Below are 13,075 nucleotides of genomic sequence, written 5' to 3'. Positions count from 1 at the left end.
TGCTCGCTTGCTATCACAGGATTTTGCAAAAGATCGCATACGACCTTGATTTGCTTTGGGTCTAAACTTAGAGTAGCCGTCAGTTACCATTTATCCTCACATACAACGAGGTTGATTTGTCACAGTTCCACCAAGCCGTAAAGAGAATTATCGAGCGAGTTCAGCAATCGGAAGGCAATCAAACACGTCTGGTCGAGCCCCTTAGCGAGAAACCCAATTTCTCATTTATTGATTGGCTTGATGCACAACCACTTTTCCCTAAGTTTTATTGGCAGTCCCGCGATACACGTGAAGAGGTCGTTGCACTAGGGCAATTGCACGCTTTTGTTGAGCCAGGTCCTGCTTATACCATTCTAGGTGAAGGGCAAAGAGTTTGGGGCGGGCGCTCTTTTGATGGGCAGCATGAGAAGAATCGCCGCTGTATGCCTTCTTTTTTCTTTTTGCCTCAAATTGAGTTAATTCGTTTTGACCAACAGTGGTCTCTCGCAGTTAATATTTCAGAAGACAAAGCGCGAACTCTAGCTGGGTTGAATAAACTGGTTTGTGAGGTCGCAACCTTAGCTCCAATTTCGTCTCACATCCGCTCTATTGTTCATACGCCAAGTCAGCCTCAATGGAATGAGTTAGTTCATAAGGTTCTGACTGGTATAGAGAATGATGATTTTAAGAAAGTGGTTTTAGCGCGTCGCTCTACCGTGCAGCTTGATAACACATTAAGTGCTGCACAGCTACTTAAAGCAAGTTACTTAAATAACCATCATAGCTTCCATTTCATGCTGAGCTTAGACAGTAAGCACAGTTTTATGGGGTCTACGCCAGAACGTTTGTATTCTCGCGTAGGGCATGAGCTACATACCGAAGCGTTAGCAGGTACGATTGGTCGGGGGGACAATGCCACTCAAGATATGGAGTTGGCGAATTGGTTATCCCAAGACCAAAAGAACCTCAACGAAAACCAGTATGTGGTGGACGACATCATTGATCGTCTATCACCGCATTCTGAAATGGTTGAAGTGGAAGCTGAACCGAGTTTGGTCAGACTACGAAAAGTGCAGCACCTTAAGCGAAATATTCACGCTAGTCTAAGAGCGGGGATAAATGGTGTTCAGTTGTTATCGGCGCTTCAGCCAACAGCGGCGGTTGCTGGCTTACCCCGACAAGAGTCGATGCAATTTATATTGGATAATGAGCCCTTTGCACGCGGCTGGTACGCGGGGTCAATGGGTTATATAAGCCATGAACGAGCAGAGTTTTGTGTCGCAATCAGAAGCGCGCTTGTGCTCGGTGATCAAGTACAACTGTTTGCGGGCGCAGGGATTGTGCCTGGTTCTGTGGCAGAACATGAGTGGGCAGAACTTGATAAGAAAATGTCGACGTTACTTACGCTGATTTCTGATCATCCGCCATTGGGAGTCGCATCATGAGTCATGACCAAGCGGTGCTCAATCGAGTTTGGTCAGAAACCATATTGATTGAGCTTCAGCGATTTGGCGTTAAGCATGTTTGTATCGCTCCCGGATCTCGTTCTACGCCTTTAACTTTAGAAGCGGCAGAACAGTCCGACTTTTCCATTCATACTCATTTTGATGAGCGTGGACTGGGCTTTATGGCTCTTGGTTTAGCGAAAGCTACTCAGGAGCCAGTGGCAATTATCGTTACCTCTGGTACGGCAGTGGCGAACCTATTACCGTCGGTTGCCGAAGCCAAACTTACTGGTGAAAAACTGGTGCTGCTGACAGCAGATCGTCCAGTAGAACTTGTCGGCTGTGGTGCAAACCAAGCGATAAATCAATTGGGTATTTTTTCACATCATGTTTCGGCCAGTTTGAATTTACCAAGCCCAAATTTAGCAACGTCGCTTAACTGGTTGCTGACCTCTGTTGACGAAGTGATGTTTACTCAGCAATTGCAGGGTAGTGCTGTTCATATTAATTGTGCATTTCCAGAGCCTTTGTATTCCAACGGCGCAAAAGCGGATTATCAAACCTACTTAGATTCGGTCGCCGGATGGCGAAAAGGAAGCGGCACTTATACTCAGCGTTTTAGCCATTTGTCACAGGCGAACATCCCGCCTTTTTCGGACAAAAAAGGCTTGGTTGTGATTGGCAGCTTACCGCTTGAACAAGCGCGTTCGGCGCAGGCATTTGCACAAAAGATGGGATGGCCAGTACTTGCAGACCCGCAAAGTGGCCTCAGTTCGGATTGGGCGTATTACGATGTATGGCTTCAACTTCCCGAGTTTGCAAACGAGCTTGAATCTTGTGAACTTATTATCCAATTTGGTAGCCGAATCATCTCCAAACGTTTGAACCAATGGATTGATAAACAAGTATCGAAAAATCAACAAAGTAAAGACGTTCAGTATTGGTATGTCTCACCTTGTATGGACCGGAATAACCAAAATCATCTGGCGCAAATGCACTGGGTTGAGCCTCCTAAAACGTGGGTTTCTCGCATTAGTTTTGAGAAGTCAATATTTGCTGGGTGGGCTGATAGGTTAGCGAATGACGTTAAGCGAGTTCATCAACGTATCGAAGAAGCCTTCCTATCTGATTCAGCGTCTGCCATTGACGAAATTGCGTTGGCAGCAGACATCAACGAGCGCACAAAGAACGTAGATGTTTTCTTGGGTAATAGCTTGTTTGTTCGGCTTGTTGATATGTACGGAAAATTGGATGGTGTAGAGGTTTTCACTAATCGAGGCGCATCAGGGATTGACGGTTTGTTTGCTGCGGCATCAGGCGTGCAACGGGCAAGAGGTAATCCGTTACTAATGTATATCGGTGACACAGCAGCACTTTATGATCTCAATTCTCTGGCGCTATTTTCTCACAATAAACTGCCGGCGGTACTTGTTGTTACTAATAATGACGGCGGTGCGATTTTTGATATGTTGCCAGTACCACCAGAGCGCAGGACGACATATTATCAAATGCCTCATGGTTATCAGTTTGAACACGCGGCAAAGCAGTTTGGTTTGGCGTATTTGCATGTTTCTACACTGGAGCAATTCCAATCATCTGTAAAAGAGCATTTATGTCACCGCCAAGGAACGTTGCTGGTCGAGGTTCAAACCCCACCTAATCAAGCTGCTGAGACACTCAAGGCATTTAATAAGAGTCTGAATGCTTTACTTTGAACGTTTCCCTGTATTAGAAAAACACCAAAGTAGAACGTTGCCCACTTTGGTGTTTTTGCATGGCTTGCTTGGTAGCGGTGAAGATTGGCAAGCGTGTATCAACGCGTTACCCGAGTATGAACGTGTTACGGTTGACCTCCCTGGTCATGGGCACAGCCAATCTATTTCTTGCAGCGATCTGAATGATTGCTGCAAACTTCTTGGTTCCACACTATCTTTATTATTTCCCTCACAACAACCACTTATTTTGATTGGTTACTCTATGGGCGGCCGCATTGCGATGCATGGTATTGCCCATCAATGCTTTCCGGATCTCAATATTGCGGGCGCGATTGTTGAAGGGGGAAACTTCGGGCTTCAAACTGAGTCAGAGAAACAGGTGAGATTAGAGAATGATGCTCGCTGGGCAATGCGTTTCAAAACTGAACCACTTGAACGTGTTTTGAACGATTGGTACCAACAAGCGGTGTTTTCTTCACTAAACCATGAGCAAAGACAAACATTCATTGCGAAGCGAAGTGATAATCTTGGCTCAGCGGTGGCGAATATGTTGATGGCGACATCGTTAGCCAAACAGGCATATTTGTTGCCCTCACTGCAAAAGCAGAACATACCAGTGTATTACTTGTGTGGTGAGAAAGACCAAAAATTTAGCCAACTGGCACAACATAGCGGGTTGGCGTATCGACAAGTTGAAGGCGCTGGTCATAACGTCCATCAAGAGCAGCCCAAACAGTTTGCGATACATACCAAGCAAATAATTCAGTCTCACTTTGGTGAGAGTAACGAGAACAATGGGAATCACCATGGCTAAAACAGTAGGCATTTCTGAAGAAGAACTTTACGCTCCGGTTCAATGGAAAGATTGCGGCGAGAAATACGAGGACATTCATTACCATAAGTCTGAAGATGGTATCGCGAAAATCACCATTGCGCGTCCTCAAGTGCGTAACGCGTTTCGTCCTCAAACGGTAAAAGAGATGATTGATGCGTTGGCAGATGCGCGTTACGACTCTGGTGTTGGCGTGATCATTCTGACAGGTCTAGGTGAAGACGCATTCTGTTCTGGCGGCGACCAGAAGATCCGTGGCGACTATGGCGGCTATAAAGACGACCAAGGTACGCACCACCTAAACGTATTGGACTTCCAGCGCGATATTCGTACTTGTCCAAAACCAGTTATCGCATCGGTAGCGGGTTGGGCTGTTGGCGGTGGTCACGTTCTGCACATGATGTGTGACCTAACGATTGCAGCTGACAACGCTCAATTTGGTCAAACAGGCCCTAAAGTGGGTTCATTTGATGGCGGTTGGGGTGCATCTTACATGGCTCGCATCGTAGGCCAAAAGAAAGCTCGCGAAATTTGGTTCCTATGTCGTTTCTACAATGCTCAAGAAGCGGTAGACATGGGCCTAGTAAACACAGTTGTACCACTAGCGGATCTAGAGAAAGAAACCGTTCGTTGGTGTCGTGAAGTACTACAGCACAGCCCAATGGCATTGCGCTGCCTGAAAGCTGCATTAAACGCAGATTGTGATGGTCAAGCGGGTCTGCAAGAGCTAGCGGGTAACGCAACGATGATGTTCTACATGACTGATGAAGGCCAAGAAGGTCGTAATGCCTTTAACGAGAAGCGTCGCCCAGACTTCGATAAATTCCCTCGCAACCCATAATCCGTCTAAATGAGGAGCGTGTTAGCTCCTCTGTTCCTTTTTTCCTGAGCGCCTCGTCCTCTGGGAGGCTGGTGGGATTGCTCGTCAGAACGCTCAAATATACGGCATTACATAGGACTTGAATTATGCGTGAAGCGAAAATTTATCGTTATAGCTTGCCCATGGATAGTGGTGTCATCCTACGTGACAACAAGCTAACCGAACGTGTTGGTTATGTTGTTGCGCTTTCCGAAGATGGTAAAACAGGGCTTGGAGAAGTCGCTCCTCTTCCTGGTTTTAGCTTAGAGAGCACCGAAGATGCGGGTGTTCAGCTACAAGAACAGGCGGAGCGTTGGGTAGCAGAGTTGGATGTGGATTATGCCAAGATGTACCCGTCGGTTGCGTTTGGTTTATCGATGGCACAGCTTGAATTAGCTGGTGGCTTACCACAACAAGGTAAATACCAAACAGCGCCACTATGCACTGGCGACCCAGATGAGCTCATTCCAAAGCTGAACGAAATGGAAGGTGAGAAAGTCGCTAAGGTGAAAGTTGGACTTTATGAGCCAATTCGCGATGGCATGCTTGTGAACCTTTTTCTTGAATCAATCCCTCAATTAACGCTTCGACTCGATGCCAATCGCGCTTGGACACCAGAAAAAGCGCAGCAGTTCGCTAAGTACATTGCTCCGTCTCTGCGTCAACGAATCACGTTTCTAGAAGAGCCGTGCCGCTCTCCTGGCGATAGTCTCTCTTTTGCGATTAATACTGGTATTGCTATCGCTTGGGATGAAACATTGCAAGATGCGGTTCGTCGTGAAGATTTCCGTCTTGAAGATCTAACTGGTGTGAAAACGATCATCATCAAACCCACACTCATTGGTTCAGTGGATTTTTGTATTACACTGATAGAGAAAGCGAAGTCACTGGGGATGAAAGCAGTGATTAGCTCGAGCATTGAATCCAGTCTCGGTTTAACTCAATTAGCGCGCTTTGCCCAATGGCAGCTGCCTGATGAAGTTCCAGGTTTGGATACGATTGGCTTATTCAAAGCTCAGCTAGAGCAGGGCTGGCCTAAGTGTGAACTTCCCGTTCTTCCTCTAAAAGACCAGGAGATTGTGTGGCATTCTGCGTAGACAATATTGCGAAGGCACCATGGAAATATTGGGCTCAAACGAGCCCTTTTTCTATTGCACTCAAGACATCAACAGAAGTATTAAACTGGCAACAACTCTCGAAGCGTATTGACCAATACACTCACTATTTGAATGACTTGGGTGTAACTCGGGGGGATGTGCTGACTTTGGTTGGCAAGAACCAAGTAGAAACACTGTTGTTTTATCTTGCCTCCAAACAGTTAGGCGCGCTCGCTGCGCTGACCATGGAACAACCACTAGATAAGTTGCAGGGTAAGCTTGCTACACTTTACAGGCCTGATCAAACTCGGTTTATCTGGTTTTCTCTGGAGTGCGCTTCGACCTTTTCTGAACATGATATACAAAAACTCAAGGCAACATTGCTTTCACCGCCTGTAGTATCACAGAAAGAGAGTGATTCGTTGACTGAAGATAGCTATCATCATGATCGGCTAGCTTCAGTAGTATTTACTTCTGGCTCTACAGGGGAGCCTAAAGCTGTGGTTCATACACATCGACAGCATCTTGCGTCTGCAGAGGGCTTGTTGCAGGAGTTCATTTTCACTCAGCAAGATGCTTGGCTATTATCGCTTCCGCTGTATCACGTCTCTGGATTAGCGATTGTCTATCGTTGGCTATATGTCGGAGCAACACTAAAAGTCGGTTCAGGGAAACTTGTTGATGATGTTCAGGGCGTATCACACGCTTCTTTGGTTGCGACTCAGCTCAAACGGTTATTGGATGATGATGCACATTTGTCATTGACACATGTGCTACTGGGCGGCAGTCACGTTGATCATGAGTTGGCACTACGAGCATCAGGGCAAGGCATTGAGACGTGGTTAGGTTATGGGATGACGGAGGCGGCCTCTACCGTTACCGCAAAGAGAATTGACAGCACCAGTAATGCTGGACATGTATTGAAGCACCGTAAGATAAAATTAGTTGACCAACGCATTTTTGTTGGCGGTAAGACATTAGCGGCAGGGTATTTCCATCAAGGACATGTTACCCCATTTCTGGATGAGAAAGGCTGGTTTGACAGCAAAGATCTTGGCGAGTGGCAAGGTGATGAATTAAAGATAATCGGCCGTGCCGACAATCAGTTTATCTCTGGTGGTGAGAATATCCATTGTGAAGAGATTGAAGCCGCTTTGAACCAAATTGATGGTGTAGTGCAGAGTATAGTGGTTCCAGTCGAAGACGCGGAGTTTGGTCATAGACCAGTAGCTGTGATTCAGACCAATGGATTGCGCAGCAAGTCGGAGTATGACCAGCACTTGCAATCAAAGTTAGAGAAGTTTAAATGGCCAGTGGAATACCATGTAATGCCACAAACTCTACTAGAAGGTGGGATCAAAATTTCACGTAAGGCCGTGAAAGAGTGGCTGCTGTCATCACTTCAGCATTAGTCAATTTTGCTATGTATTAGTCATAAAGAGAATTTCGTATCCTTATAACTCTGAATCATAATTATGCTTCTTAGTGGAGAGAAAATGCATAAGGTTCAGGATGGCAAAGCTAGTTTTAATTGCGGCAGTAGCACTACAAATTGGTATCGCGATAAGTAGTGAAGGGCTAGCCCGCTCTCTTGCAGAGCTAACGGCATTTTTGATCGCTATAGCGTTGGTCGTTATATACAAAAATAGCAAACGGGAAATACCGTCCCCTCAACGCGATAAGCAGACCACCAATATCTAAAACAGTAACCAACTTAGAGAAGTGGTAGAAATTAGCACCCACAGAGTCACACCAAACAACAGCGGCTTAGCTCCAGCTGACTTTAGTTTTGAAATTGAAATGCTGCAACCTATCAAAAACAGACATACAACCAACGCTTGCTTTGCTCCAATGAAAATGCCGTGATAGACCATTTCAAATTGAGGAAAGAAGTCGCTAAACGCGATAGCTGCACAGTACCAAAAAATGAAATAAGGGATAGCTAGTTTTTTCTTTCCATTCTCTTTTGGGCCTCTTGAAAAGATGACGGCACTGATCAAAGCAACAGGAATGATCCATAAAGCGCGCGCGAGTTTCAATGTTGTTGCCGTCGTTAGTGCTTCTTCCCCAAAGGCCGAGGCAGCCCCGACAACAGAAGATGTGTCATGAATGGCAATCGCAGCCCATGTGCCAAACGTGTGTTGATCTAGCCCTAAAGCATGTCCAATCACAGGAAACACAAAGAGTGCAATGGAGTTCAGGACAAATACCGTTGCCAGTGCTAATCCAATCTGCTCGTCTTTCGCTTTAATGGCCGGTGCCACAGCAGCAATTGCGCTACCACCACAAATTGCAGTACCTGATGAGATTAAGTAAGCGGTTACTCGCTCCAATTTAATTACCCTGGCAATGAGAGTGCCCATGATCAGTGTGCCTGTAATAGTGGCGATGATCAGGCCGATACCATCCGATGTGACTGCAAGCGCTTGCTCAAAGTTGATGCCAAAGCCTAAGCCAATAATCGAGTAAGACAGCAGCTTTTTAGTAAAAGAAGCGATGGGCAGCTCGGAAGGCACAAAACCAAAACTTGCGAGTAGAAAACCGATAACTAGAGCAATAGGAGAGGAGGCAAAGGGGGTTAAACAAAAAAGTAACGCCAATCCAAACAGGAGGTAGTTTCTATTCAAGGTTTTTATTCGCTGTTGTGAATGAAAGGGAGAGTATATCGCACTGGGTGTGGTCAGTTTGTCTTAATGATTTGAACACACGTTCAGTTATCCTAAACATGTGTTCAAGCGTATTTTATCGCCAGTCGCCTCTGAGTTGATGCACTTTATCGAACATTGTTTTTGCCGTTGCCTCATTTGGTGGCACTGGTTGTCCTGCTTCAATTTCTAGCTTTGACCAAAATCGAGTCGGTAAGCCACAGCATGCGCGACCTTTTGCGCGGCTGAAATAGCTTCCCCATAATCCTTTTAGTGCAACAGGTATGACAGGTACTGGGCTACGACGTAGAATGATATCAATACCGCGCATGAATTCATTCATTTCACCATCTGAAGTTAATCTTCCTTCAGGGAAAATACAGACGATATGACCTTCGCTTAGCGCGGCTTCCACATCGTTAAATGCACGTCTGATAGAGCTTCTGTTACTCGCTGAAATTGGAATTACCCCAGTTCGACGTAAAAAGCGCCTTAATGGAGGTAGGTTGGCGTAATCTTCCTCCATCACAAAACGAATCAACCTTGGGCATACTGCACTAAGTAGCAATGCATCCATGTAGCTTACATGATTACATACAATCAATGCCCCACCATGCTCGGGTAGGTTGTGTAGATTCTTATGCTTAACTCGATAGATGGTGTGCGTAAGCATCCACATGACAAAGCGAACTACAAAAATAGGTATTTGCAAAAAGATGTAAGCGGCAACTAAGAAATTTAAAATGGCTAACAATGCAAACAGCTGAGGAATTGTCATCTTGATTACACTTAGGCACACAATACCCAAGACAGCGCTGCCGACCATAAACAGAGAGTTAAAGATGTTGAGCCCTGCGATGACTTGAGCACGTTCGGTTTCCTTTGCTCGATGCTGCATTAATGCGTAAAGAGGCACGATAAACAAACCGCCCGAAGCGCCAATCATCAATAGGTAGAAAAATAATGGCCAAAAAGGCTCATATCTAAAGAAGTCTACAAAGTTATGGAAAATAGGTAGATCATTGGGAATGGAAGTGGCCATTAGGTACCCAAATACCGTAATGCCAAAGGCACCAATTGGCACAATACCGACTTCGATACGATGGTTTGAGATCCAATTGCAAAGTAGCGACCCTAGCGCGATACCAATGGAAAATAGAGCGAGCAAGAAAGACACCGCACTCTCGGTGCCATTTAGGTAAATCTTAGTGAAATTCGGGAATTGTGTTAGATATGCGGCGCCTAAAAACCAAAACCAGCTTATTGCCATTATGCATTGAAAAACAACTCGATCGGATTTGGCGATAGAGAGCGTGTGTTTGGTTTGCTTATATGGTTGCCAACGAAAAGAGAGATTGGGCGCGCTGGCTGCAGCAAAGGGGATTGAGCGGCTCGACAAGTAGCCTAACAATGCGAAGATCACGACACAAAATGCGGCAAGGTATTTTGCGTTGTCTGTAGAGGCTATAATCCCAGCGCCTAAGGTGCCAATAAGGATGGCGATAAAGGTACCAGCTTCAACAAGAGCGTTGCCGGGCACTAACTCTTTAGCATTTAACTTTTGAGGCAAAAGGGCATATTTAACTGGGCCAAAAAATGCTGACTGTGTGCCCATTAAAAACAGTAGCAATAAAAGCACACCATAACTTTCGGTTATGAATCCGATGGCACCTAACAGCATGATGGCTATTTCAAATAGTTTGACCTTACGAATAAACCATGACTTTTCATATTTGTCGGCTAATACGCCAGCGGAAGCAGAGAACAGAAAGAACGGTAGAATGAACAAGCCTGCCGCAAGGTTGATGAACAAATTGCTCGAAATAGGCAGTGCACTGGAGCCCGCGAATGCGACAAACAACAGCAAAACGTTTTTAAAAATATTGTCGTTGAAAGCGCCAAAAAACTGAGTAATGAAATAGGGCAGGAACTTTCTCTGCGTAAGTAACGACGGCTGTCTGTCGGATGACATGGATAATCCTTTGTTACCAGTTCGTGAGGTAGTTAGAAAGAAGATTACTGATCAATTCTTTGCCATCAATCGGTTCACTAGAGAAAAACTTATCATCAACACTGAGTAAAGTAATGCCATGTACGCCAGACCAAAGAACTCGACTCGCTTGAATCACTTCGGATTCAGTACGATGTGGTGCGATTTGAGCCAATAGTGACTCTAGCATTCCCGTCATACCATCGATACGTTTGGCATGCCATTCCGGAAGTTCTGCTCCATTCATGTTGTGTTCGAACACTAACTGCCAACGGTATGGGTGTTTTTGAGCAAAATCGTGGTAGCAATAAGCGAGTTCAAAAAGCGCTTGATGGGAGTCTTTGCTGTCATTAGTCGCTTTGCGTGCTTCTTGAGATAACTCATCTAAAGTTTGAGCGACAACATGAAGCAACAACAAATTATAATTACCAAAAACATTTACCAATGTGCTTGGCACGTAACCAATCATGTTAGCGATTTTACGAAGACTTAGTTCGTGGTAAGAATTCTCATCTAAAAAGTTTTTGACCGTTGTTAACGTCAAATTCACTAACTCTTCTCGGGTGTGATCGTTTCTGCGCGCCATACTCTCAAACTACTTTATTGAACATCGTTCAATATGATAGTCAGCTACCTATTAACCGTCAACAAGGCAATGTGTCCAAGTGCCCTCAAGGTGTAGGATTCTGAGCTGTGTCACTGATTCTAATTCAAGTAAAACAATCTGGAGTATTAGTGAACTTATTCCATACTTTTTTTACATTGATCAAGCGCCTTCAGCTGAATTGCAAGCAGTGTGAGCAGTCTGCATTTTTGGCAATATTCTGATACATGTCAGCTTCTATAAGCTATTTTCATCAATCGGTATACAGAGTATGATGACTTAAAAATCATCTTTGGCGTGCTACTGTTTGAAACAACGATTGTTTCGTCTTGAAAATGGGGCACTATCTTAGATAGCTAACTTTAAGGATAACGATGAAACGTTTATTTTCTATTGTTGCTTTATTGATGTTTACTGTTGCTGTAACGCCTATCGCGGAAGCGAAGAAGTTTGGTGGCAGTAAGTCTTTCGGTAAGAGCTACAAAACTGCACCAGCACCGAAACAACAGCAACAAAACACCAATACGGTCGGCAAAGATCAGACGACAAAGTCTTCAAGTAAGAAAGGCCTTATGGGTGGTCTGCTAGGCGGACTTCTTGCTGGTGGTCTACTTGCTGCATTCTTTGGCGGTGCTTTTGAAGGTATCCAGTTTATGGATATCCTAATTATTGGTTTGATTGCCTTTGTCATCTTTAAACTAATGCGCGGTATGCTAGGTGCGAAGCAGGGCAGTATGAACCAGCATCGTCAACAGCCTGCATTTGGTGGCAACGCATCTAAGTTTGAGCAACCAAACATGCAAAACTTTGAGCAACAACCAAACACAAATAATGGTGGCTTTGGTGGTTTTGGCGCTCAAACAGACGTACCACATAACTACCCACCGGGTTTTGACCAAGCAGCGTTCATTAATGGTTCTCGTGAACACTATCGAATCCTGCAAGGTGCGTGGAATCACAACCAGCTAGAAACTATTGAAGAATATGTTTCTCCAAGCTTGTTTGAAGACCTAAAAGCAGAGCGCGCGAAGCTCGACGGTGAGCAGCATACTGACGTAATGTACGTTGATGCGGAGATCGTCCGTGCTGATTACGATGCAAATAAAGCACAGCTTAGTCTGCAGTTTAGCGGTCGTTACCGTGACACAGTAGAAGGTGTTGAAGAAGAAATCGAAGATATCTGGCACCTAGAGCGTGACTTGACTGCGCCTAATGCGCCATGGTTAATCGTTGGTATTCAAGGCTAGTCACCTTTAAACCAATTTAGTCACTAGTAAAAATCCCGCATCCCCTGCGGGATTTTTTGTATCTATCATTTATATTTCTTGTACGTGTTTTTATACAAACATCACTAATTGAGTCCGTTTGGTAATTTTGCGAGCCCACTTTTTCTAGTAAGTCCTCAAGTGTTTTCCTATTTATATTGAACATTCATATTAAGGCCATACGAACTAACAAAATCAAAATAGCTAGTACATTGTTTGTAGGGTAAAGATCTGCTCCTCAGCCTTTTGTTTGTGGAGTTTCACATGGGGTTGGTTGCTTTAGTGAGATTGAGTATAGGTTATACCAATCGTAGTAAATAACTGGTCATTCTAGCTTGTTAAAATACTCGATAACTGCGTTGCAATTTTTGATTGTAGAATAACTACTTATCAAAAAATTGCGCCTTGTTCTCAAGCATTTTCCCTACGTTATTTCTGATCACTTATTTACTGTGATAGGTATTCAATCGAGCAGAGTTTCGGTTAGGAGTGAAAGGTTCGTTGTAGTAGGGCTATGCTATCAAGATCCTGAAACGAAAAAAGCCAGCTCAATGAGCTGGCTTCTTCAATATGGTGGAGGGGGACGGATTCGAACCATCGAAGGCAGTGCCGGCAGATTTACAGTCTGCTCCCTTTGGCCACTC

11 protein-coding genes are annotated in these 13,075 nt (G+C 44.8%); 8 read left to right on the top strand and 3 right to left on the bottom strand.

Annotation, left to right across the window (positions count from 1 at the left end):
- Positions 1-116: 116 nt before the first annotated feature.
- The 7 genes from R7127_RS19020 to R7127_RS18990 all read left to right on the top strand — a co-directional run bounded on the left by R7127_RS19020 (position 117) and on the right by R7127_RS18990 (position 7,628).
- Complete coding sequence (locus R7127_RS19020) at positions 117-1,424, top strand: isochorismate synthase MenF (protein WP_171344887.1); 1,308 nt, start codon at positions 117-119, stop codon at positions 1,422-1,424.
- Complete coding sequence (menD, locus tag R7127_RS19015; protein WP_172563340.1) at positions 1,421-3,139, top strand: 2-succinyl-5-enolpyruvyl-6-hydroxy-3-cyclohexene-1-carboxylic-acid synthase; 1,719 nt, start codon at positions 1,421-1,423, stop codon at positions 3,137-3,139. Before R7127_RS19020 ends, menD begins: the two co-directional genes overlap by 4 nt.
- Positions 3,126-3,953, top strand: a complete 828-nt coding sequence (gene menH / locus R7127_RS19010) for a 2-succinyl-6-hydroxy-2,4-cyclohexadiene-1-carboxylate synthase (RefSeq protein ID WP_054576732.1) — start codon at positions 3,126-3,128, stop codon at positions 3,951-3,953. Before menD ends, menH begins: the two co-directional genes overlap by 14 nt.
- The gene (gene menB, locus R7127_RS19005; RefSeq protein ID WP_005382318.1) at positions 3,946-4,812 is read left to right on the top strand and encodes a 1,4-dihydroxy-2-naphthoyl-CoA synthase; all 867 of its coding nucleotides are present in this window, start codon (positions 3,946-3,948) and stop codon (positions 4,810-4,812) included. The genes menH and menB overlap by 8 nt, the downstream gene beginning before the upstream one ends.
- A 125-nt stretch (positions 4,813-4,937) precedes the next feature.
- A complete protein-coding gene (gene menC / locus R7127_RS19000; RefSeq protein ID WP_042524032.1) occupies positions 4,938-5,927 on the top strand; it encodes an o-succinylbenzoate synthase in 990 nt (329 codons plus the stop codon).
- Positions 5,912-7,339: an o-succinylbenzoate--CoA ligase gene (gene menE, locus R7127_RS18995; RefSeq protein WP_085569941.1), complete on the top strand. Its 1,428-nt coding sequence runs from the start codon at positions 5,912-5,914 to the stop codon at positions 7,337-7,339. The genes menC and menE overlap by 16 nt, the downstream gene beginning before the upstream one ends.
- A 100-nt stretch (positions 7,340-7,439) precedes the next feature.
- The gene (locus R7127_RS18990) at positions 7,440-7,628 is read left to right on the top strand and encodes a hypothetical protein (protein WP_017634658.1); all 189 of its coding nucleotides are present in this window, start codon (positions 7,440-7,442) and stop codon (positions 7,626-7,628) included.
- Here R7127_RS18990 and R7127_RS18985 read toward each other — a convergent pair.
- The 3 genes from R7127_RS18985 to R7127_RS18975 all read right to left on the bottom strand — a co-directional run bounded on the left by R7127_RS18985 (position 7,625) and on the right by R7127_RS18975 (position 11,148).
- On the bottom strand, positions 7,625-8,554 hold the full coding sequence (locus R7127_RS18985) for a YeiH family protein (RefSeq protein WP_139832062.1): 930 nt from the start codon (positions 8,552-8,554) through the stop codon (positions 7,625-7,627). The two genes, R7127_RS18990 and R7127_RS18985, sit on opposite strands and share 4 nt — an antisense overlap.
- Before the next feature lie 115 nt (positions 8,555-8,669).
- Positions 8,670-10,544: an MFS transporter gene (locus R7127_RS18980; RefSeq protein ID WP_042524037.1), complete on the bottom strand. Its 1,875-nt coding sequence runs from the start codon at positions 10,542-10,544 to the stop codon at positions 8,670-8,672.
- Between the two features lie 13 nt (positions 10,545-10,557).
- Positions 10,558-11,148 (bottom strand): TetR/AcrR family transcriptional regulator, encoded by a 591-nt coding sequence (locus R7127_RS18975; protein WP_005382308.1) that lies wholly within the window; start codon positions 11,146-11,148, stop codon positions 10,558-10,560.
- Between the two features lie 392 nt (positions 11,149-11,540).
- Between R7127_RS18975 and R7127_RS18970 the strand changes: the two genes are divergently transcribed.
- Complete coding sequence (locus tag R7127_RS18970; RefSeq protein WP_005384268.1) at positions 11,541-12,413, top strand: Tim44 domain-containing protein; 873 nt, start codon at positions 11,541-11,543, stop codon at positions 12,411-12,413.
- The last annotated feature ends 662 nt before the right edge of the window (positions 12,414-13,075 follow it).

Origin of the sequence: Vibrio sp. 1159 (genome assembly GCF_033340395.1) — a bacterium.
GTDB classification, from domain to species: domain Bacteria; phylum Pseudomonadota; class Gammaproteobacteria; order Enterobacterales; family Vibrionaceae; genus Vibrio; species Vibrio alginolyticus.
The sequence above is the reverse complement of the archived record's forward strand: the minus strand, read 5'-3'. Positions and strand labels throughout refer to the sequence as shown.